This window comes from Halococcus agarilyticus (assembly GCF_000334895.1).
Lineage (GTDB): Archaea > Halobacteriota > Halobacteria > Halobacteriales > Halococcaceae > Halococcus > Halococcus agarilyticus.
In genome coordinates this window covers 146,996-167,331 of the sequence record NZ_BAFM01000006.1, presented here as the reverse complement: position 1 = coordinate 167,331, position 20,336 = coordinate 146,996, and the positions used below count along the sequence as shown (strand labels likewise).

The 20,336-nt window shown below is 68.0% G+C and carries 23 protein-coding genes and 1 other RNA gene; 15 read left to right on the top strand and 9 right to left on the bottom strand.

Annotated features, from left to right (window positions below; translation table 11 throughout):
* Positions 1-27: 27 nt before the first annotated feature.
* The 4 genes from TX76_RS06845 (at position 28) to TX76_RS06830 (ending at position 4,368) form a co-directional block, all read left to right on the top strand.
* Positions 28-1,839 carry an ABC transporter substrate-binding protein gene (locus TX76_RS06845; RefSeq protein WP_049900796.1) on the top strand — a complete coding sequence of 604 codons (1,812 nt, stop codon included), beginning with the start codon at positions 28-30 and terminating at the stop codon, positions 1,837-1,839.
* 134 nt (positions 1,840-1,973) lie between these two features.
* The gene (locus TX76_RS06840; RefSeq protein WP_049900794.1) at positions 1,974-3,026 is read left to right on the top strand and encodes an ABC transporter permease; all 1,053 of its coding nucleotides are present in this window, start codon (positions 1,974-1,976) and stop codon (positions 3,024-3,026) included.
* 22 nt (positions 3,027-3,048) lie between these two features.
* Positions 3,049-4,020 (top strand): ABC transporter permease, encoded by a 972-nt coding sequence (locus TX76_RS06835; RefSeq protein ID WP_049900791.1) that lies wholly within the window; start codon positions 3,049-3,051, stop codon positions 4,018-4,020.
* 3 nt (positions 4,021-4,023) lie between these two features.
* Positions 4,024-4,368, top strand: coding sequence for a DUF7268 family protein (locus TX76_RS06830; RefSeq protein ID WP_049900788.1), 345 nt, complete (start codon positions 4,024-4,026; stop codon positions 4,366-4,368).
* Here TX76_RS06830 and TX76_RS06825 read toward each other — a convergent pair.
* Both TX76_RS06825 and TX76_RS06820 read right to left on the bottom strand, forming a co-directional pair.
* The gene (locus TX76_RS06825) at positions 4,357-5,643 is read right to left on the bottom strand and encodes a dihydroorotase (protein ID WP_049900786.1); all 1,287 of its coding nucleotides are present in this window, start codon (positions 5,641-5,643) and stop codon (positions 4,357-4,359) included. The genes TX76_RS06830 and TX76_RS06825 overlap by 12 nt on opposite strands.
* Positions 5,644-5,667: 24 nt before the next feature.
* Positions 5,668-6,366, bottom strand: a complete 699-nt coding sequence (locus TX76_RS06820; protein WP_049900784.1) for a lipoate--protein ligase family protein — start codon at positions 6,364-6,366, stop codon at positions 5,668-5,670.
* Between the two features lie 52 nt (positions 6,367-6,418).
* On the opposite strand from TX76_RS06820, the gene TX76_RS06815 reads away from it, so the two are divergent.
* The 3 genes from TX76_RS06815 to TX76_RS06805 are packed head-to-tail and all read left to right on the top strand — an operon-like array spanning position 6,419 to position 7,990.
* Positions 6,419-7,306 carry a hypothetical protein gene (locus TX76_RS06815; protein WP_049900780.1) on the top strand — a complete coding sequence of 296 codons (888 nt, stop codon included), beginning with the start codon at positions 6,419-6,421 and terminating at the stop codon, positions 7,304-7,306.
* A 42-nt stretch (positions 7,307-7,348) separates the two neighbouring features.
* On the top strand, positions 7,349-7,642 hold the full coding sequence (locus tag TX76_RS06810) for a DUF433 domain-containing protein (RefSeq protein ID WP_049900775.1): 294 nt from the start codon (positions 7,349-7,351) through the stop codon (positions 7,640-7,642).
* 18 nt (positions 7,643-7,660) lie between these two features.
* A complete protein-coding gene (locus TX76_RS06805; protein ID WP_267462361.1) occupies positions 7,661-7,990 on the top strand; it encodes a DUF5615 family PIN-like protein in 330 nt (109 codons plus the stop codon).
* 22 nt (positions 7,991-8,012) lie between these two features.
* Here the strand turns inward: TX76_RS06805 and TX76_RS06800 are convergent, their stop codons facing one another.
* A complete protein-coding gene (locus TX76_RS06800; RefSeq protein WP_049900850.1) occupies positions 8,013-8,504 on the bottom strand; it encodes a DUF4385 family protein in 492 nt (163 codons plus the stop codon).
* Positions 8,501-8,740 (bottom strand): hypothetical protein, encoded by a 240-nt coding sequence (locus TX76_RS18295; RefSeq protein ID WP_228842328.1) that lies wholly within the window; start codon positions 8,738-8,740, stop codon positions 8,501-8,503. The genes TX76_RS06800 and TX76_RS18295 overlap by 4 nt, the downstream gene beginning before the upstream one ends.
* Positions 8,741-8,834: 94 nt before the next feature.
* On the opposite strand from TX76_RS18295, the gene TX76_RS06790 reads away from it, so the two are divergent.
* Positions 8,835-9,293, top strand: coding sequence for a PaaI family thioesterase (locus TX76_RS06790; RefSeq protein WP_049900764.1), 459 nt, complete (start codon positions 8,835-8,837; stop codon positions 9,291-9,293).
* On the opposite strand, the gene TX76_RS06785 is transcribed toward TX76_RS06790, so the two are convergent.
* Positions 9,283-9,807, bottom strand: a complete 525-nt coding sequence (locus TX76_RS06785) for a GNAT family N-acetyltransferase (RefSeq protein ID WP_049900762.1) — start codon at positions 9,805-9,807, stop codon at positions 9,283-9,285. The genes TX76_RS06790 and TX76_RS06785 overlap by 11 nt on opposite strands.
* Positions 9,804-10,376 carry a cysteine hydrolase family protein gene (locus TX76_RS06780; protein ID WP_049900758.1) on the bottom strand — a complete coding sequence of 191 codons (573 nt, stop codon included), beginning with the start codon at positions 10,374-10,376 and terminating at the stop codon, positions 9,804-9,806. The genes TX76_RS06785 and TX76_RS06780 overlap by 4 nt, the downstream gene beginning before the upstream one ends.
* 77 nt (positions 10,377-10,453) lie before the next feature.
* On the opposite strand from TX76_RS06780, the gene TX76_RS06775 reads away from it, so the two are divergent.
* The 6 genes from TX76_RS06775 to TX76_RS18050 all read left to right on the top strand — a co-directional run bounded on the left by TX76_RS06775 (position 10,454) and on the right by TX76_RS18050 (position 16,284).
* Positions 10,454-12,052, top strand: coding sequence for an Hvo_1808 family surface protein (locus tag TX76_RS06775; protein WP_049900755.1), 1,599 nt, complete (start codon positions 10,454-10,456; stop codon positions 12,050-12,052).
* A gap of 80 nt (positions 12,053-12,132) precedes the next feature.
* Positions 12,133-13,287 (top strand): nicotinate phosphoribosyltransferase, encoded by a 1,155-nt coding sequence (locus TX76_RS06770; RefSeq protein WP_049900751.1) that lies wholly within the window; start codon positions 12,133-12,135, stop codon positions 13,285-13,287.
* 41 nt (positions 13,288-13,328) lie between these two features.
* An RNA gene (gene rnpB, locus TX76_RS06895) (RNase P RNA component) lies at positions 13,329-13,804 on the top strand.
* A gap of 219 nt (positions 13,805-14,023) precedes the next feature.
* Complete coding sequence (locus tag TX76_RS06765) at positions 14,024-15,064, top strand: NADP-dependent phosphogluconate dehydrogenase (RefSeq protein WP_049900749.1); 1,041 nt, start codon at positions 14,024-14,026, stop codon at positions 15,062-15,064.
* 15 nt (positions 15,065-15,079) lie between these two features.
* Positions 15,080-15,955: a ribose-5-phosphate isomerase RpiA gene (gene rpiA, locus TX76_RS06760; protein WP_049900746.1), complete on the top strand. Its 876-nt coding sequence runs from the start codon at positions 15,080-15,082 to the stop codon at positions 15,953-15,955.
* Between the two features lie 155 nt (positions 15,956-16,110).
* On the top strand, positions 16,111-16,284 hold the full coding sequence (locus TX76_RS18050; protein ID WP_195156017.1) for a hypothetical protein: 174 nt from the start codon (positions 16,111-16,113) through the stop codon (positions 16,282-16,284).
* A gap of 125 nt (positions 16,285-16,409) precedes the next feature.
* Here TX76_RS18050 and TX76_RS06755 read toward each other — a convergent pair whose 3' ends face one another.
* Together TX76_RS06755 and TX76_RS06750 are read right to left on the bottom strand one after the other, a co-directional pair.
* Complete coding sequence (locus tag TX76_RS06755) at positions 16,410-16,826, bottom strand: DUF7577 domain-containing protein (protein ID WP_154019025.1); 417 nt, start codon at positions 16,824-16,826, stop codon at positions 16,410-16,412.
* Between the two features lie 118 nt (positions 16,827-16,944).
* On the bottom strand, positions 16,945-17,811 hold the full coding sequence (locus TX76_RS06750; protein WP_049900741.1) for a fumarylacetoacetate hydrolase family protein: 867 nt from the start codon (positions 17,809-17,811) through the stop codon (positions 16,945-16,947).
* A gap of 113 nt (positions 17,812-17,924) precedes the next feature.
* On the opposite strand from TX76_RS06750, the gene xacF reads away from it, so the two are divergent.
* Entirely contained in the window at positions 17,925-19,388 is a 1,464-nt protein-coding gene (gene xacF, locus TX76_RS06745) for a 2,5-dioxovalerate dehydrogenase (protein ID WP_049900738.1), read from the top strand.
* Positions 19,389-19,795: 407 nt separating this feature from the next.
* On the opposite strand, the gene TX76_RS06740 is transcribed toward xacF, so the two are convergent.
* The gene (locus tag TX76_RS06740) at positions 19,796-20,266 is read right to left on the bottom strand and encodes a hypothetical protein (RefSeq protein ID WP_049900736.1); all 471 of its coding nucleotides are present in this window, start codon (positions 20,264-20,266) and stop codon (positions 19,796-19,798) included.
* Between the last annotated feature and the right edge of the window lie 70 nt (positions 20,267-20,336).

The window sequence follows — 20,336 nt, the reverse complement described above, 5'->3', positions numbered from 1 at the left end:
ATTGTCCTCGTCTCGTCAGTACCGTCTATGTCATTCGATGATGATGCTGACAGGCGCTCCTTCCTGAAGGCCGCCGGCGGCGCGGCGGCCGCGGCGGCGGTCGCGGGCTGTCTCGGTGGCGGCGACGGCAGTGGTGGAAACGATTCCGGCGGCGACACCGGCGGTGGCGATAGCGGGGGCGGTGGGGCCAACGGCTCCGACGGCGGCACCGAGACCGGTGGTGCCGACACCGAGACCAGCGGCGGTGGCAACGAATCCGGCGGCAACGAGTCCGCCGGCAACGAGAGCGGTGGCGGCAGCGGCGGGACGCTCGTTTACGCCCGCGGCAGCCACTCCTCGACGCTCGACTTCCAGAACTCGACCAGCGGCGAGGTCGCGAAGGTCACCGAGCAGATGTACGACTCGCTGATCGGGTTCGTGCCGGGCGAGGCCACGCTGACCGAGGAGCTGGCGACCGACTACAGCCTCGAAGGCCAGGAGGCCACGCTGACGCTCCGCGAGGGCGTGACCTTCCACAACGGCGAGGAGTTCACCGCCGAGGACTTCGTCGCCACGTTCCGCCGCTTCACCGACGCCGAGTACCAGTACTACGCGGGCGACGACTACGTGTCGGCGTACGGGCCGTTCACCTTCGGCAGCTGGATCGACGAGATCTCGACCGACGGCGACTACAGCATGACGATCTCGCTGACCCAGAAGTACGCCCCCTTCCTGCGCAACCTCGCGATCTTTGCGGCGGCGATCCACTCGAAGGCCGCGATCGAGGACGAGAACGTCGACCTCAGCAACCAGCCCGCCGGAACGGGACCGTTCCAACTCGAGAACCTGAACGACGGCCAGGGTGTCGTCCGGCTGTCGGCGTACGACGACTACTGGGGCGAGGGACCACAGGTGTCGGAGGTTGTCTTCGAGACCATCGGCCAGAACTCCACGCGCGCCCAGTCGCTCACCAGCGGCGAAGTCGACATCGCCGACGGGCTCGGCGCGCAGGCCTCCCAACAGGTCGAGAGCGCCGACAGCGCCGAACTCCGGTCGGTCGAGGGCATCAACACCGGGTACATGGCGTTCAACATGAACGTCGAGGAGTTCCAGAGCAAGCAGGTGCGCCAGGCGATCAGCTACGCCATCGACACCCAGGCGATCGTCGAAAACATCTACGCCGGCTTTGCCGATCAGGCCGCCCAGCCGCTGCCGCCGAACGTGCTCGGCCACAACGAGGAGCTCGAACCGTACCCCCGCGACCTCGAGCAGGCCCAGTCGCTGCTGGAGGAGGCGGGCTACGGCGACGGGTTCTCCTTTGAACTCGCGACGTTCCAGAACCCGCGCGGGTACAACCCCTCGCCGCTGCCGACCGCCCAAACCGTGAAGTCGAACCTCTCGGAGATCGGGATCGAAGTCACGATCAACCAGCAGTCGTTCGATCCGTTCCTCACCTACACTGCCGAGGGCCAACACGACGCCTGCTTCCTCGGATGGTACACCGATAACGCCGACCCGGACAACTTCGCGTACGTCCTGCTGCACCCGCAGGTCGAGGACAGCGAGCTCACCGAGGGTCAGGACTGGGTCAGCTTCGACACCGAGGGGTACAACACCTCGAACCGGGCGGCGTGGGCGAACCGCGAGTACATGACGCTCGTTGAGGAGGGTCAGGCGACCTACGACGAGGCGACCCGGAAGGAGAAGTACACCCAGGCGATGCAGATCGCCCACGACGAGGCACCGTGGGTGTACCTCGACCACGCACAGGAGCTCCGCGGGGTCGCAAGTCGGGTGTCGAACTACACGGTCGCGGCGATCGGCGGTCCCTACCTCAACCTCGTCACGCTCGACGGGTAGCCCGCTCCGCCGCCGCGCCGCCGCACTGTCACACCATCCGGTCACGCTATGAGCGACGCTGAACGTCTCAAACTACCGAAATCGGCCGATAGTGAACGAGAGCCTTTTAGGGCTGCCGTGCAGGGTTCGGCGTAATGGTCTCGATGCGGTTCATCGCGAAGCGGCTGTTGCTCCTCGTCCCGGTACTCTTTGGGGTCGCGACGCTGGTCTTCGCGATCCTCCAGCTCTCGCCCGGCAACCCGGCGCGCGCGATCGCCGGCCAGCGTGCCTCCGAGGAGTTCGTGCGACAGATCGAGCGCGAGCTCGGGCTCAACGATCCGATCTGGGTGCAGTACGGCCGCTTTCTCGTGGAGACGGTCCAGCTCGATCTCGGGGATTCGTACACCGTCCAGCGCGGCACGCCGGTGCGGACGATCCTCGTGAACAAGCTGCCGATCACGCTCGAACTCGCGCTCTACGGCCAGCTCATCGGCATCCTGCTCGGCATTCCCTTCGGGATCATCAGCGCGGTGAAACAGGACACTCTCACCGACCACCTCACTCGCGTGGGCGCTCTCTCGGGCATCAGTATCCCGATCTTCTGGAGCGGCCCGCTCGTGATCCTCCTGTTCGCCCAGATCCTCGGGTGGCTGCCGACGAGCGGTCGGATCGACGCCCAGCGGTTCGCGATCGAAGGGATCACCGGGCTCATCACGGTCGATACGTTCGTTCAGGGAATTCAGGCTACCCTCGCGAGCGGGTTCGCAGTGAGCAACTTCGCCGCCTTCTTCTCGGCGGTCAGTCACATGATCCTGCCCGCGGCGACGATCGGCATCTACTCGATGGCGCTGATCTCGCGGATGATGCGATCGTCGATGCTCGAAGTCATCCGCCAGGACTACATCCGGACCGCCCGGGCGAAGGGCCAGGGCGCGAAGATCACGCTGATGAAACACGGTCTCCGGAACGCGCTCATTCCGGTCATTACGGTGATCGGCATCCAGTTCGGCTCGCTCCTCGGCGGAGCGGTCCTCACGGAGACCGTCTTCGCGATCGGTGGGATCGGGACGCTGCTGGTGGAAGCGATCAACGTCCGCGACTACCCCGTGGTTCAGGGCACGGTGTTGGTGTTCGCGTTCCTGTTCACCCTGGTGAACCTCGGGGTCGACATCGCCTACTCGGCGCTCGATCCGAGGATCCAACAATGAACCACAGTTCGGAGGCACGACGATGAGTACCGAAACGGAGATGGGCAGCGGCCGTACGCGCGGGATCTTCGATCGCCTCCGGGCGTCGCCGTTCCTCTCGGATCTCCTCTCGAATCGGCTCGCCCTCGCCGGCCTCGTCATCGTGTTCGGGATGACGGCGGTCGCGATCTACGCGCGGCTGTTCCTCGATCTGGGGACCATCTCGCTCACCCAGTTCGGCCAGAACCCGCCGCGGCAAGCCCCGGGCTGGTGGGTGCAGCTGTTCGGCGACGGAGCGACGACCACGACGGTCGGCTTCCTCGACTACCCGTTCGGCACCGACGGCCAGGCGCGCGACATCTTCCCGCGGGTGCTCTACGGCGCGTGGTACGCCATGCTCTACGGCACGATCACCGTCGCGGTCTCGACCGTCGCGGGCGTCGGGCTCGGAATCGTCGCGGCGTACTTCGGTGACGTCACCGACAACATCGTGATGCGGACGATGGACGTGCTGCTCGCCTTTCCCTCCCTGCTGCTCGCGCTCGCGCTGGTCGCCATCTTCCCCGACGATCTCGGGCTCTGGCGCGCGGTCGCCGCGCTCACCCTGGTCTACACGCCCCGGTTCGCCCGGGTGATCCGCGGAGCGGCGCTCGCGGTTCTGGAGGACGAGTACGTCGACGCGACGGTGGCGCTCGGCGCGACCGATCCTCGGGTGATCGTCCGGCACATCCTTCCGAACTGTCTCGCCCCTATCACCGTCCAGAGCACGCTGAACTTCGGGCTCGCGATCATCGACCTCGCCGCGCTGTCGTTCCTCGGGTTCGGTGCGCCAACCGGCACCCCCTCGTGGGGACTGATGCTCTCCAACGGCGTCGAACAGGGCCTCCTGACCGGCCAGTGGTGGTGGTCGTTCTTCCCGGGCCTGTTTCTCGCGATCACCGTCCTGGGGTTCAATCTCCTCGGTGACGGGATGCGCGACGCGCTCGACCCGCGGATGCGCGAGGCCATCGACTGACCCGTGGCACTCGGTGCGTGGCTCCGCCCGCGAATCCGACTGCTCGCTACGGCGGGCGCGGTCGGGGTCGTCGCGGGCGCGCTCGCCCTCCTCGCTCTCGCTACCGTTCGTACTCCCGAGTTCGCCAGCACGCAGACCTTCGCGGTCGGCGCGCTGGTGCTCGGGTTCGCGGTGCTCGGCTGGTCGGGCTCGGTGCTCGCCGGCAGCGCCGTCGAAACCCTCCAGAGCCACCTCGACACCGATACCGACTGGACCGAGCAGGATTCACGGCGCGCGATGGCTCGGCTGGTCGGGTTCGGCGCGGGCGTGATGGTCGGTGTGAGCGTCGCGACGGCGCTACTGACGTGACCGGACGTTCTCGCCGATCGCTGTACCGAATCGCTCCTCGCCGTCGGTACGCTCGTAGACCGTCTCGCCGCGCACCATCGTCCACTCCGGGAACACGCCCCCCCATCCCTCGAACGGCGTCCATCCACAGTCCGTCGCCAGCTCCTCGCCGCGTATCTCGCGGGTCGTGTCGGGATCGACGAGCACGAGATCGGCGTCCCTCCCGACTTCGACCCGTCCCTTCCGTGGGAGGTCGAACACCGCGGCGGGGTTCGTGGCCGTGAGATCGCGCACTCGCTCGTAGTCGAGCCGGCCCGCATGGGCTTCCGCGAGCAGCAGCGGCAGCGCGGTCTCGACGCCCGGCACACCACTGGGAGCGTCCCAGATCCCCGCGTCCTTCTCCTCGCGGGTGTGGGGCGCGTGATCGGTCGCGATCAGGTCGACCGTCCCATCGACGACGCGCTCGTACACCTCCTCCCTCCTGTGCTCGCTCCGCAGCGGTGGATTCATCCGACCGAGAGTACCGAGGTCGTCGAGATCGTCGCGCGAGAGCAGGAGGTGGTGCGGGGTCACTTCACAGGTCATCCCCGCCTCGCTCGCGACATCGATGCCCTCCGGCGTGCTCGTATGGGCGATGTGGAGCTGTGCGCCGGCTGCGCGGCCGACCTCGCAGGCGCGCTCGACCGCCGCTCGCTCGGCCTCCGGGGTCCGGAACGCGCTCCACGCGTCGGCGTCCGCCCGGTCTTCGGCGCTCGCATCGAACCGCGTCGCGTCCTCGGCGTGGACGGTGACGGGAACGCCGTGCCCGGTCGCGGCCGCAACGCTCTCGGCGAACAGATCGGCGTCGATACCCAACTTCCCTGTGGAGTCCGCGAGGAAGACCTCGCCGAGCGCGAACAGGGGCCGATCGAACAGTTCGTCGGACCGCCAGTCGGATGTGACGCCGCCGTTGATGCCGAAATCGACGAGTGAGCCCGTCGCACAGGTGGCCTTCTCGTCGAACGCCTCGCCCGTGACTGTCGGCGGTTGGGTGTTCGGCTGGTCCACGACCGTGGTGACGCCGCCGGCTGCTGCCGCCCGGCTCCCGCTCGCCCACGTCTCTTTGTGCGGGAAGCCTGGCTCACGGAAGTGGACGTGAGCGTCGATCATCCCCGGCAGCAGGAGCTTCCCGGCGGCGTCGATCGTGGTTTCGTCGCCATCGGCCGACAGTCGGCGCTCGACGGCGGCGATCCGCTCGCCCTCCACTCGGACGTCGCGCCGGCGGCCGTCGGCGAGCGTCGCGTTCGCGATGAGCATGGCGTGGCTCGACCGCCCGCGGGCCTAAGCGTCCCGGTCGTCGGTCGCGTCCGCTGCCGATCCGTCGTCGCCATCTCGGTAGCCTGCGACGAGTGCCTGCTCGATCGTGCGGGCGACGGTCTCGGGGTCGGCGTCGCCGTCGGCGCGTGAGACACTCCCGATCGAGTCGGGATCGAACGCCACGTCGAGCGCGTCGTAGATCGGTTCGAGCACCCTCGCCATCGCCGCGGCGTCGCGGGTCACGACGATCCCCGCGACGAGCGCGGCGTCGCCCGTCACGCGCTGGGCGAGCCCCGCGATCTTGCCGTCGGCCTGGAGCGAGTGCGATCCCGGACAGAACGACTCGGGGGGTTCGCCCTCGCGCGCCTCGACTCCGAGTCGGTCGAACGCGCCCTGGAGGTCGGCCGTCGCGCGGGCGTATCGCTGCTGGATGTTCCGCCCTTCGGCGGGTTCGGTTCGGGCGAACGCCACCGTCGATCCGGTGTACGCGACCGCGCGCCCGCCGACCTCGCGCTCGACAGGAGGGAACTCGTGTGCTTCGGCCGCCTCGCGCGCCCGGTCGTACCCGTCGGCACGGGTGTCGCGCCGCCCGAACGCGATCTGGCGGTGGGGCGTCCACGCGCGCACCGTCGGCTCGCCGGTCGCGGCGGTGTGTGCGAACAGTTCGCGGGTCCGCTCGCGGTCGGCGTCGATGTCGGCCGCCCGCTCCTCGAAGACGCGCATAGTGGTAGAAGGGGCCGACGGGGCTAAACGCCCGCGCTTCGTCGTCTCCTCAATGGCCGTCTCGATCGGTGCTGACGTCCTCTCCCGGTATCGACGCTTCTCGCTGTACAACTCTCCCTACGTCGCTCACGAGCGAGGGCACGCGATCGACCTCTACCCCGATCCGGGGCTCGGGCCCGCGACCGACGACGACCCCTCGATCGCGCCGTCGCCAGTCGCGGGGCGGGTGCTCGATATTCGGATTGTGCGCGCTCCGCCGAAATCCCACGCCGAGGCCGACGATCACCTCGTCCTCGTCGACACCGGTGACCACGTCGCCAGGCTCCTCCACGTCGAGCCTTCCGTCTCGACGGGCGATTCGATCGTCGTCGGCGACCCGCTCGGCCGGCTCGTCCGCGCGGGCTTTTTCGCGCCGTGGGTCGACAACCACGTCCACCTCGAATTTCGCTCGCCGGACGCGAACCCGTACCGGGCGAACGGGTCGCTCCCGATCGGGGTCGACGTCCCGATCGCGGGCCTCGACTGGAACGGCACCGGCACGGTCGTCGACTCGGGCGAGACTTATGCCGTGCTCGATGCGCCGACGCATCCCGCGCCCGGCGAGCGATACGTCGGGATCGCGGCCGACGGGGGCGGAGTGCTCGATGGCGGCCTCGTCCACTACGCGGGCGGCGGTGTGCTGGCCGCTGGGGAGCACCGCGAACGCGGCGGCTCGGTGTCCCTGCTCGACCATCAGGTGGGTCGCACGACCGGTCGCGACGTGACGTGGGGCCCGCTCGACGTGCTCGCCAACGGCGAGCCAATCTCCGGACTCTCGCTGTTCTGCGGCCGCGAGGCCGATTTCGGTGCGAAGCTCGTCTGTCCTGACGTCGAGTTCGCCTGCGGCGAGCAGGTCACGGTGGAGTTTCGCCCGAGCGACGACCCGATTCGGCTGGGCTGAACGGGCGAGAGTTTATTGCCTGGTGGGAACCTACCGTGGGATATGAGCGTCGTCGCGATGCACGGGATCGTCTCGGGCGACGAGTCCGACGTTCACGACGAACCCCACATCGACGGCAGTCGGATCACGGTGCGATACGTGCGCAGCCAAGTCGAGGAGTGCGATCTCCGGCCCGAAACCGTCGCCGACCGATACGACCTCGATCTCGCCGACGTGTACGCGGCGCTCGCGTACTACCACAACAACCCGGCAGAGATGCGTCGCGTCGAGCGCGACCGCGAACGAGCCATCGAAAACGCCGAGGAGATGACGACCCTCTCACCGCCGGACGAGTAGCGCGAAATGGGGTATTGACTGCTTCTCGATGAGAACATCGAACACGAAGTGCTCCACCGGCTCACAGCCGACGGCCACGACGTCGAACACGTCGATACCGTCTCGTGGCTCGGAAAGGGAACCAGCGACGAGACGATCGCCCGCTACTCGCTCGACGCCGATCGAACCATCGTGACTCACGACGACTTCGTCGAAGACGTGCCACCGAATCGGTATCGAGCAGCACTTTTCTTCGCGGACGATACCGTGTCCGCAACGGAGGTCGCGGACATCATCGACCGTATGTCGAGACTCTATCCCCACGAAGAGGTCGTCGGATTACAGAAAACCGGACGTGAATGGCTCTGAGTTCGCTCCGTCGTCGCTCCGTTCACCGGTGTTGCTCTCGGTGTTCGTTTTTCAGCCGCTGATATTCGTCGTCGTTTTCCACTATCTCTTGCCAGACCTCGTAGACGAGCGCGGCCTCGCGCTTGTCGTGGTCGGCCCAGTGTTCGGGATCGCGCTCCTCACCGCTGCTCGCGGGCTTCGCCCGCTCGTCATCCGAGGCGCAACGCGCCTCGCTATCGACGTACTTCTGCCCGCCAGGATATCGGGCGTATCGCATCGACCGGGTGTATCCCATCCGGAGGTACTTCCGCGCCATGTCCATGCCCGGAAACTCCTCGTTCTCCCGGTATTCTCGATACCGCTCGTAGATGGCTTCGCCCGACTCGTCCGCGGCCTCACGGTCCACATAGCCCCACAGCGGCAGGAGTTCGTCCTTGTACGGCTGGATCTTGAACACACCCTCCTCGCCGCGACCGATCCCGTACTCCTCGGGGTGGGCACGGAAGTCGATATCGTACTCGGGACCCTCCGTCATTGCTCGCTTCCCCTCCATGGTTCGTCACCCGCCTCCACCGCGAGCGAGTGAAACGAGCGAGCGGGCGCAAGCGCGACCAGCGGGAGCGCGCCGCGCTTTTGCCAGCGAGCGAGTCGGCGAGGCCGACGAGCGAGCGTAGCAAAAGGTGGTTGCAAGACGCCCTCCTCGCCGCGACCGATCTCGTACTCCTCGGGGTGGGCGCGAAAATCGGTGTCGTATTCGGGATCCTCGGTCACGGGGTCCGTTGTCGGTCGTGACACCTCACGCTGTCGCCCTTGCGGACGCCCCCTGCATCGGTGGCTACTAACCCTCGGCGTTCGCGGTGACCCCATGATCGACGAGACGGACGACGCGGCGGCCTTCCTTCAGGCGCACATCGACGACCACGGCTACCTCTCGTGGCTCGGCACGCAGGTCGACTCGATCGAGCACGATCGACTCGTCATGACGATCCCGTTCGACGAGAAGCTCACGAACACGCGGCCGAACGGCGACGACGACGGGACCGCGAACATCCACGGCGGGATCGCCGCGACGCTGATCGACACCGCCGGCGGGATCGCGCTCCGCCCGACCCTCGACGACCCGGTGAACGAGGGCGTGACGACGATCAACCTCACCGTCAACTACCTCCGCCCGGCCGCCGGCGACCTCACCGCGACCGCCGAGGTGATCCGCTCGGGATCGAGCGTCGGCGTCTCCACGGTGACGGTCGAGAGCGAGGCTCCCGACGGCGAGATGAAGCCGGTCGCCACGGGCCAGGGGGCCTACCGGCTGTTCAGGAACTGATTCCGAGTTCTTTCTCGTAGAACACCACCCCGATGTCGCCGCCGCGGAACGTCTGCCGTCCGGTCTGTCCGTAGCCGTGGCCCTCGTAGAACGAGCGGGCGGCCGTCATCTCGGGGCCCGTATCGAGCACCATCCGCTCGAACCCGCGTTCGCGGGCGGACGATTCCAGCTTCCCGAGGACCGCCGTCCCGAACCCGTGGCGCTGGTACGCCGGCGCGACGCGCATCCGCTTCAGTTCGGCCGTCCGCTCGGGGTCGGCGATCGACCGCTCGAAGGCGTCAGGACTCCCCTTCGCCGGCCGATAGCCGCCCATCGCAACGAGGTCGCCGTCGCACTCGCCGATCACGAACTCGCCGTCGAGGTACGCGTCGGCGATGTCGCGGAGGTCCGCTTCGAACTCGGGCGGAACGTCCTCGACGGACGCACCGGTGTCGCGGAGCGCGCGCTCGTGGAGGGCGAGCACCGCGTCGCGATCGGCGGGCTCGTACTGCCTGATTCGCAGCCCCTCGGTCATGCGAAGTCGACGTCCGCGCGCTCTGTAACCTCGCCGAACAGCCAGTCGGCGTGATCGAGCGCGTACTCGTGGTGGGCTTCCTCGATGTAGCCGATCGCGTCGTCGACGAGCACGGGCCGGAAATCCCGGAGCCCGGCGCTGCCGGCGGTGTGGAGCACGCAGACGTTGGCGAGCGTGCCACAGACGAGGAGATCGTCGATCCCGTGGGCGTCGAGCCACCCCTCCAGTTCGGTGTCGTGGAAGGCGTCGTAGGTGTGTTTCGTGACGACGTGATCTCCGTCCCGTGCGTCGAGCCCGTCGACGATCTCGGTCTCCCACGTCCCCTCGACGACGTGCTCGCCCCAGCGGTCGAACTCGTCGTAGTAGTGGTTGCCGTCGAACTGTCCCTCGGGATGGACGTCCCGCGTGAAGACCGCACTCGCCCCGGCCGCCCGCGCGTCGTCGAGCAGCCCCGCGATCGGCTCGACGACCGCCTCGCTCTCGGGGGAATGGAGGCTTCCCTCGGGGTGACAGAACCCCTTCTGCATGTCGACCACCACGACGGCCGTTCGATCTGGATCGAACTCCATGCGTGGGGGAGGTCCGGTCTCCGGAAACCGCTTTTGCCGGTCGGGTCACTTTTGTTCGTCGCCTCCCTCACACGGGTATGCGAACGCTCGCCGCCCTGTTGCTCGCCGCCCTCGTCGTTCTCGCCGGCTGTAGCGTGCCCTTCACCGCCGGCAACGGATCGGCCGACGACGCCACCCAAGGCGCATCGCCGACCCCGTCCGGCGACGCGACGGCCACGCCCGCGGCCGCGGGTGACACCGACGCCGCGACCGGAACGACCGACGGAGCCAGCACGACGTCTGGCGACGGCTCGTCCACCGAGCGCACCGATACCCAGGGAGCGATGCAGAACCTCGCCGATCCGCCCGAGGACGTGCTCGGTTGGGAGAACGGCGTCTGGTACAACGAGTCGATACCGGTCGCCGCGGCGGACGGCCTCAACGCCACCGAGCGCCGCGCGGTCGTCAACCGGACGATGGCCCGGATCGAGCGCGTCCGGGAGCTCGAGTTCAATCGGACGGTGCCGGTCGAGGTGATCTCGCGCGAGGAGTTCCAGCAGCGCCCGAGCGCCGGGACCGGCGGCGACGCCGCACCGGCGTTTCGGACGTTCGACAACGCGAAGTTCGAGGGCCTGTTCCTGATCGGGGAGGCGGAGAACTCGCTCGCGGTCCAGCAGGCGAACCGCGGCCAGAGCGTCGCCGGCTACTACAGCCCGACCGAGGACTCGATCGTGGTGGTGTCCGAGAGCGCCACCCCCCGGCTCAACCGCTCGACGCTCGCCCACGAGCTGGTCCACGCGCTCCAGGACCAGCAGTTCGATCTCGCGGCGAGCAACCCGGCGACCCGCGAGGCGTACAACGCCCGGAACGGGCTGATCGAGGGCGAGGCCAACTACGTCCAGCGCCGGTACGACGACCGGTGTGGCGGCGAGTGGGAGTGCCTCGATCTCGACGCGGGGAGCACCGCCAACACCAGCGCGGGCGACGGCCTCCACCTCGGAGTCTACGTCCTCAGCTTCTTCCCGTACGCCGACGGTCCGGGCTTCGTCGACGCGATCTACCAGCAGCGCGGCTGGGAGGGCGTGAACGCGCTCCACGACGACCTGCCCGCGAGCACGGAGCAGGTGATCCGTCCCGACCTCTACGGCGAGGACGCCCCCACGAACGTCTCGATCGACGACACGAGTTCCGAGGGGTGGTCGCGCGTCGAACTGGAACGTCCCGGCCGGCCCGACTACGCGGTGCTCGGCCAGTCGGCGCTCGCGGCGATGTTCGCCTACACCCTCTACGACGACTACAACCGCTCGACCGCCGTCTCGCCACGGGAGTTCCTCAACACCGACGGGCCGGGCCAGGTCAACCAGTCCGACCCGTTCAACTACGGGCTCAACTACACCGACGGCTGGGACGGCGACAAGATGTTCGTCTACCAGCAGCGAAATCGGACGGGCTACGTCTGGAAACTGACGTGGGACTCGCCGGCCGAAGCCCGCGAGTTCGTGGCAGGCTACGAACAACTCCTCGCTCACTGGGGCGGTTCGCCCGTCGGCGAGGACGGGAACGTCTGGCAGGTCCGCGAGGAGTCGCCGTTCGCCGACGCGTTCTCGATCCAGCGCGACGGCGACACCGTGACGATCGTCAACGCCCCGACGGTCGACGGTCTCGACGCGGTCCACGACGGCGCGGCCGACGGCTGATCGTCGACGAACGACGCGAATCGACCCACGAGCGCGGTCCGACGACGAACCCTTTTCTTCACTCCCGAACACCACCGGGTATGACTGCCTTCGATATCGTGTCGCCCGAGACCATTCGCGAGGGTGAGGCGACCGACGCCTACTTCGAACGCACGGTCGAGACCTTAGAACACGCCGACCGGAACCCACGGGTTACGGCCGAGGTGACGGCCGATCAGTTTCCCACCGGCGAGTTCGAGGCCTTCGCCGGGATCGAGGACGCCGCGCAGCTGTTCGCAGGCCGGGACGTCGACGTCGACGCCCTCCGCGAAGGCCAGCTGTTCGACGGCGGCCCCGTCCTGCGGATCGAGGGCCCGTATCTCGAATTCGCGCGGCTCGAAACCGCGCTGCTGGGATTTCTCTCCCAGGCGTCGGGGATGGCGACCGACGCGCTCCGCGCACGCCGGGCGGCTCCCGACGCCTCGCTCCTGAGCTTCGGCGCACGCCACGTCCACCCGTCGATTGCGGCGACCGTCGAGCGGAACGCTCTCCTGGGTGGGTTCGACGGCTTCTCACACACCGCTGCGGGCGACCTGCTCGGGCGCGAGGCCAGCGGCACGATGCCCCACGCGCTCGTGATCTGCTTTGGCAAGGGTTCACAGGAGGACGCGTGGCGCGCGTTCGACGAGGCCGTCGCCGAGTCGGTTCCCCGGATCGCGCTGTGTGACACCTACTCCGACGAGGTCGATGAGGTGCTTCGAGCAGCGGACGCGCTCGGCGACCGCCTCGACAGCGTCCGGATCGACACCACCAGCTCGCGCCGGGGCGACATCCGCCACATCCTGCGCGAGGTGCGCTGGGAGCTCGACGTTCGTGGCCGCGAGGACGTCGACCTGTTCGTCAGCGGCGGGCTGGGTCCCGCGGACCTCCGCGAGCTCCGTGACGTCGTCGAGGGGTTCGGTGTCGGCGGTCACGTCTCGAACGCCGACCCCGTCGACTTCGCGCTCGACATCGTCGAGGTCGACGGCGAGCCCGCCGCGAAGCGTGGGAAGCTCTCCGGGTCGAAGCAGGTCTATCGAACGACGGAGGGGGGCCACCACGTCGCGCTCGCCGATCGGGAGGAGCCGGCCGAGGGCGACGCGCTGCTCGAACCGCTGGTCCGCGGCGGCGATGTCGTGCGCGAGTTCGATCTCGACGCGGCGATCGAGCGCGCGGGCGAGGACGCCAGGCGAGTCGATTTCGACGCGACGCCCTGAGTTTCGAACGACATTTGTCGGTCGACGGCGTAGCTCCGATCGGCAGGGAGAGTCCGGCCACCGCGGCGCGCGCAACGCGCACGCGAGGAAAGTCCCCCCACCGCGGGGCAGGTGACCGGGGAAACCCCGGGACGGGAGACCGTCGGCACTGGAACAGCAACGACACGTCCCGCTCCGACCGATGAGGTGCGAACGGTGGCAACGCCACCGCTTCGGCGCGAGCGGCACGGGGCGCATCGCGCCCCGCAACCCGCAAGCGTGCGAACCGAGCCGCGAGGCGAGGGAGACCCCACCGAGGGTTGTGCGGTGCCGGCAGGCACCGCGATCCGTGCGAGCGGGCGACGGCAGCGGTGCCGTCTCCAGCCCGCGAGCAGCGACGAGCGGGGATCGATGGAACGGCGAATCCTCACCGGTGCAAGTCCGCACCACGCGGCGCGAGCCGCACGGTAGCCCCGCAGGGGTGCGGACGCTCAGCCGAATGCCGGAACGAACGGAAGGGGGCTTACTCCTCCCAGCCATTCTCACCCCTCGGAGACGCTTCTCGATCGCCCGTGGTGGAACTCCCCACCCTCAATTGCGGCCACCTTGCACCGCCACGCGCTCCCCGTGCAGCGACGCAGGCAACACGCCTATGTGAGTCGCCGCGGGAGATGGGTTCGGACGCGACGTTCACGGGGCGGTCGCCGTACTGCGGATGGCGGGTCGGCGAACCGCCGGACGACGGGGACCCCAAATCATGTCAGGTGAAAACCGCGAACTCGGCATCGTTGGACTGGGCAAGATCGGCGGCAACCTCGCGCGCCAGGCCGTCGGGAAGGACATCCGGGTGGTCGGGTTCGACACGGCCGATCGGCCGGATCTCGACGATGCGGGCGTCGAGGTCCACGACGCCGGCGAGTACGACACGCTGGTCGAGGAGCTCGAAACGCCGCGGGTCGTCTACCTCTCCTTGCCCGCCGGCGGGCTGATCGACAGCGAACTCGACGCCCTGCTCGACCATCTCGACGAGGGCGACGTCGTGATGGACGGCGGCAACTCCTTCTGGCGCGACTCGATGCGCCGCGAGGAGCGCGCGTGGGAGGAGGGCGTCTACTACCTCGATACGGGCACGAGCGGCGGGCCGCCGCGCGCGAGCGAGGGAGCCTGTTTCATGGTCGGCGGGAAGGAGGAGGGCTTCGAGATCGCCGAGCCGTACCTCGACACGCTCTCGGTCGACGGCGGCCTCCTCTATGCGGGCCGGCCGGGGAGCGGGCACTTCGTTAAGCTCGTCCACAACGGGATCGAGTTCGGGATGCTCCAGTCGATCGCGGAGGGGGTCGAACTCCTCGAAGCCGGCGACTTCGACGTCGATCTCGCCGACGTGTTCCACAACTGGTCGAACGGCGCGGTCATCGAGAGCTGGCTGGTCGAACTCATGGAGAAGGGCCTCCGGAAGGAGGACCAGCAATCCGACGCCCCCGACCTCGACGAGATCCCCCACTACATCGAGGACACCGGCGAAGTGAACTGGCTGGTCCAGGAGGCGTTCAAGGGCGAGACCCCCATTCCCGTGATCAGCCAGTCGGTGATCGAGCTGTTCAAATCCCGTGGCAACCAGCGCCACGCCCCGCGTGCGGTCGCGCTGATGCGCCACGGGTTCGGCGAACACCCCTTCGGCGAGGACGAACACATCAGAGAAGAGCGGTTCACCGGTCGGGTCCAGAACGACGTCCGGCACGAACTCCGCGATCAGGACGATATGGACCCGCTCCGACCGGTCGATCGATCCGACGACTGATCCGAGGACACCACGATGGCAAAGGAGTTCACCTACACGGCCGACGGCGAACAGATCCGCGAATGGGCGGAAACCGAAGACGAGGCGATCGAGCGGGCCCGCACGGCGCTCGACGAGCACGGGATCGATCTCGATAGCGAGGCGATCCGCGAACATATCGAAATCGTTCCGTCGCCGAATCGGATCAAGAGCGGCGCGGAGGGCGTCTTCGACGAGCGCCGGCGGCGGGCGGGCGAGCGCGCAGCGCAAGAACTCATCGAGGACGGGATGGACGTCGGGCTCGGCACCGGGAGCACGACGGCGTGGACGGTCGCCGAGATCGGGCGGCTGCTCCGCGAGGGCGAACTCGAAGACGTTCGCGGCGTGGCGACCTCGCTCCAGTCCCACGAGCTCGCAAAGGAAACCGGAATTCCGCTCGTCACGCTCGACGCGGTCACCGAGCTCGACATCACGGTCGACGGCGCGGACCAGTACTCCGAGAACGAGCCGACAGTGATAAAGGGCGGCGGCGGCGCACACGCCCGCGAGAAGGTGATCGACGCGATGGCCGACGAGCTCGTCATCACCACCGACGAGGAGAAGGCGACCGATCCACTGGACTATCCCGTTCCTGTGGAAGTGATGCCCGACGCCCGCGAGGTCGTCGCCGAGTGGGTGCGCGAGGCCGGCGGCGAGCCCGACCTCCGGATGGCCGAACGCAAGGACGGGCCGGTGTTCACCGCGAACGGCAACCTCGTGCTCGACTGTGACTTCGGCGGGCTCGACGATGCGGCAGGCAGGGCCCAGGAACTCGACGGGATCCCTGGCGTGCTCGATCACGGCATCTTCCTCGACATGGTCGATGCGGTCTATCTCGGCACCGAGGAGGACGTCGACACCATCACCTTCTGAGTGAGGACGGTTCCGCCTCGGACGTGAGATTATCGACGGGCTCATACAACCGGTCGTTCCGGGATGAGCGTAACGGGTCGTCCGAGATGTGAGTGCGCATATTTCCCCGTCCGATATGTAAAACGATATACCCCGTGCCTCGGCTGGCTTGACACATGGCCTCTCCGTTCGCAAACCCGGCCGTCCGCTACGGGATGGGTCTCAGTAGTGCCGCGATACTCGTATTCGTCGCGTTCACCGCTCTCGATGGGACGGCCCGGTGGCTCGTGCTCGGTTTTGCGGTTCTCGAGATCGTGCTCGTTCCGCAGGTGCTGAAACAGGCGGCGTAGCGAGCACCGAACCGGCGGGGCGGCGATCCCGCGCTCGATCGGCGTGGCGAGGTTTCGGAGCGATGCGGACGAGTGAAGCGAGCGAACTCCTCGGACTGCGACGATCGACGATCGCTGCCGCCCTCTCACTCGGGGAGTTCGGCCGAGCAGTGTCGACAGAAGGCGTAGTCCGCGGCGTTATCGCCGCCGCACTCGGGACAGCGGATCGCTCCGCCGTCACCCGCTCCCCCAGGATCGGCGTTCCACTCGTCGGCGTCCGGTTCGACGGCGGGCGACCCGCTCCGGTACTGCGGGGGTAACGATGATTGCTCGGGCCGTGCCGTCTGCGTTCGCCCCTGTCGCGCCCGATTCATCGCGTACCCGCCCGCCACGAACAACAGCACGCTGACGATCATCCCCACGATCGACACGGACCCCACCGATCCCGGACCGGGACCGACGATTCCGGCCTCGGCCACGACCGCCAGAAACGCGAGCGCGGCCACGATGTAGCAAAGAACCGCGACGCCGGCCCACAGCACCTGCGATCGCAACTCCGTCATGGCCGATCCCTCGGGCCGGAGCGACATAACTGGTCGTCCCGAAGCGGACGTCGGGACGCGATCCCGTGTTCGGGCGGCGTGGTCGGGGCGACGCGGACGAGCGACCCGGTCGATCCGTTCAGACCGTGACGACCGAGTTTTCGAGCCGCCCGACGTTCTCGATCTCGATGGCGATCCGATCGTCCGCCCGAAGCGTGAACTCCTCGGGGACCAGCGAGGTCCCGGTCAGGACCACCGCGAGTTCGGGCAGTGAGTTGTGCCGAGTGGTGTACGAGACGAGTTCTTCCGGTGAGCGCACCATCCGTGAGGTCGAGGTGCTGTCGTCGAACAGCGTCTCGCCGTCGCGCTCGATCGTCATCGCGAGCTCCAGATCTCGGGGATCGCCGACGGTCGCGGGCGAGGCGATACAGGGACCGATGGCACAGCATCGGTCGTAGACCTTGGCCTGCGGGAGGTAGAGGGGGTTCTCGCCCTCGATCGACCGACTGCTCATGTCGTTGCCGACGGTGTAGCCCACGATCTCGTCGCGGTAGAGCACGACGCCGAGTTCGGGTTCGGGGACGTCCCACTCGGAGTCCTCACGGATCCCGACGCCCTCGCCCGGTCCCACGGTGCGCGAGGGGGACGCCTTGAAGAAGACCTCCGGACGGTCGCCCTCGAAGACGGCCTCGTAGATCTCGCCGCGGCCGCTTTCGGCCTCGCGGGCGTCGCTGCTGACCTCGTAGGTGACGCCGGCGGCCCAGACCTCGCCCGGGATCGCCGGCAGGATCGCTCGCTCGGCCACCGACTCGGCGTCGAGCAGCGGTGCGTCGGCCGTCAGGCGCTCGGTCACGCCGTCGACGTCGGTGTCGACGACGTCCGCGACCTGGGCGAGATCGCGAAGCTCGCGGAGGCCGTCGCGCGCCCCGGTGAGGTCGTAGGCCTTCTCGTCGTCGCGGGCGACGAGTTTCGTGCCGCGATCGGTCGCCACGCGGTAGTAGCGCATGGCCACGGTACGACCCCCCTGCACAAAGCCCTCGGGGTGATCGACGCACGAACACCGCGAGCCTGAGATAGCAGGCCGAAAGAAGGGTATGCGTCGCGCTCGTGAGTCCGCTGATGGCAGACACCTACGAGAACTACGTCGACGGGGAGTGGCGCGCATCAGAGACCGGCGAGACGTTCGTGGTGGTGAACCCCGCGGATACCGACGAGACGGTGGCGGAGTGTCAGGATTCGAGCGCCGCGGACGCCCGGGGAGCGATCGAGGCGGCCGCGGCCGCCGAGGACGCGTGGGCGGACACGCCAGGCCCCGCCCGCGGCAAGCTGCTGCGCGAGACCGCCAAACGGATGGACGACCGGCGCGAGGAGCTCACCGAGACGCTCGCGCGCGAGGAGGGCAAGGCCCGCGGCGAGGCGGGCGGCGAGGTCGGGCGCGCGATCAACATCTTCTACTACTACGCCGAGAAGGCCATGGACTACGCCGGCGAGGCGAGCAATCCGAGCGCCTCGGGTCAGAACCTCTACACCGTCCGCGAGCCGATGGGGGTGGCGGGCCTGATCGTGCCGTGGAACTACCCGATCGCGATCCCTTCGTGGAAGATGGCTCCCGCGCTCGCGACGGGCAACACCGTCGTCTGTAAGCTCTCGCGGGACGCGCCGACGGTGTTCCTGAAAGTCACCGAGTGTCTCGCCGAGGCCGCAGAGGCCGTGGACGCTCCCGACGGCGTGGTGAACGTCCTGACCGGCGGCGGCGAGGAAGTGGGAACGCCGATCGTCGAACACGAGGCGGTCGACGCCGTCTCGTTCACGGGGAGTCGCTCGGTTGGCGACATGATCTACGAGCAGGCCACCGACGCCCACAAGCGCGTCCAGACCGAGCTCGGCTCGAAGAACCCTACCGTCGTGACCGAGAGCGCCGACGTCGAGGAGGCGGCTCAGATCGTCGGCGGCGGTGCGTTCGGCGTCACCGGACAGGCCTGCACCGCGACCGAGCGGGTGATCGTCCACGAGTCGATCGAGGGGGAGTTCGTCGACGCTCTCTGTGAGTACGCCGAGTCGATCGACATCGGCCCCGCGCTCGACGGGGCGGATATGGGTCCGCAGGCGAACGAGGGCGAACTCGAAGGCACCCTCGAGGACGTCGAAACCGCCAAGGAGGAGGGCGCGACCGTCGAGTACGGCGGCGGCCGGCCCGAGGGCAGCGAGTACGATTCGGGGTACTTCGTCGAGCCGACGATCCTCACGGGGCTCGATTCGGACGCGACCGTGATGCAGGAGGAGGTGTTCGGCCCGTTCGTCGGGATCATGACCGTGAGCGACTTCGACGAGGCGCTCGAGCTGGCGAACGACGTCGAGTTCGGACTCTCGGCGGGGATCGTGACCGACGACCACACCGAGGCCAACCGCTTCGTCGAGGAGGTGGACTTCGGGGTGGTGAAGGTCAACGAGGCCACCACCGGCCTCGAACTCCACGTCCCGTTCGGCGGGATGAACGCTTCTTCGAGCGAGACCTACCGTGAGCAGGGCGAGGAGGGGATGGACTACTTCACCATCATCAAGACCGTCTACGACAACTACTGAGAACCCACCTTTTTACTTTGCTACGAGACGGCGAAGCCGTCTCGGCATGACGAAAGACGCCTCCGGCGTCTTTCGAACCACGTCGGGTGGCCTCCCTGCGGTCGGCCACCACTCTCTGCTCACGGGCGGCGCGAGGCGGCTTCGCCGCCTCGAACTCGCGGCGCGTAGCGCCGCGCATGGCCCGTTCGCATGGTACGAGGGACGCTCCGCGTCCCTCGCTACTCGCAAAATCTGGACGAAAAACTGCCGTTCGCTCGCCGCTTCGCGGCTCGCTCACGGTACAGTTGCTAACCATCTCCGCCACCGCACAGCACCGCAGAAGCCCTCGCTCCCTTCGGTCGCTCGCCCTTCATCCACCAGGCCCGCAGACCGCACCGCTACCGTCGCAACCATCCGCGGCGGCCGCGTCAGTCGTCACCCAGCGTAGCGGTTCCGCCCGACCCGAGCCCCGAGCGCAGGACGGGCACGACACGGATCACGACGTACAGCGCGGCGGTCGCAACGGCAGTCTGAACGAAGGCGGCGGCGATGATCGAGAGGTCAGCGGATATCTGAAACAGACTGTACGGCAGCGCGATGAGTGCGGCGAGGCCGGCCCACGCCAGAACGGGCACCGCGACGACGGTGCTCTCGTCGAGGAGTTCACGCACGTCGCTCGATAGCCGGACCGGACGTGTCTCGCGGGCGATGGCGACACCACGGACGACGACGAAAACCACCGCCACGGCGGTCCCGACCGTCTGAAAGCCGGTCACGAGGGCATTCAGCATGGCTCCGTCCGCGATCGGGAGGGCGAGCGCACTCAGGGTGTACCAGACGAGCAGCAGTCCCCCGACGGGCACGCTCTCTTCCAACAGACGGCGCGAGTCGAGCGGCATATCTCTCGTGTACCATCAGAACATAAATAGGTTGTCCAACGACGCGTTTTTCACCACCCCACGGTAGGGG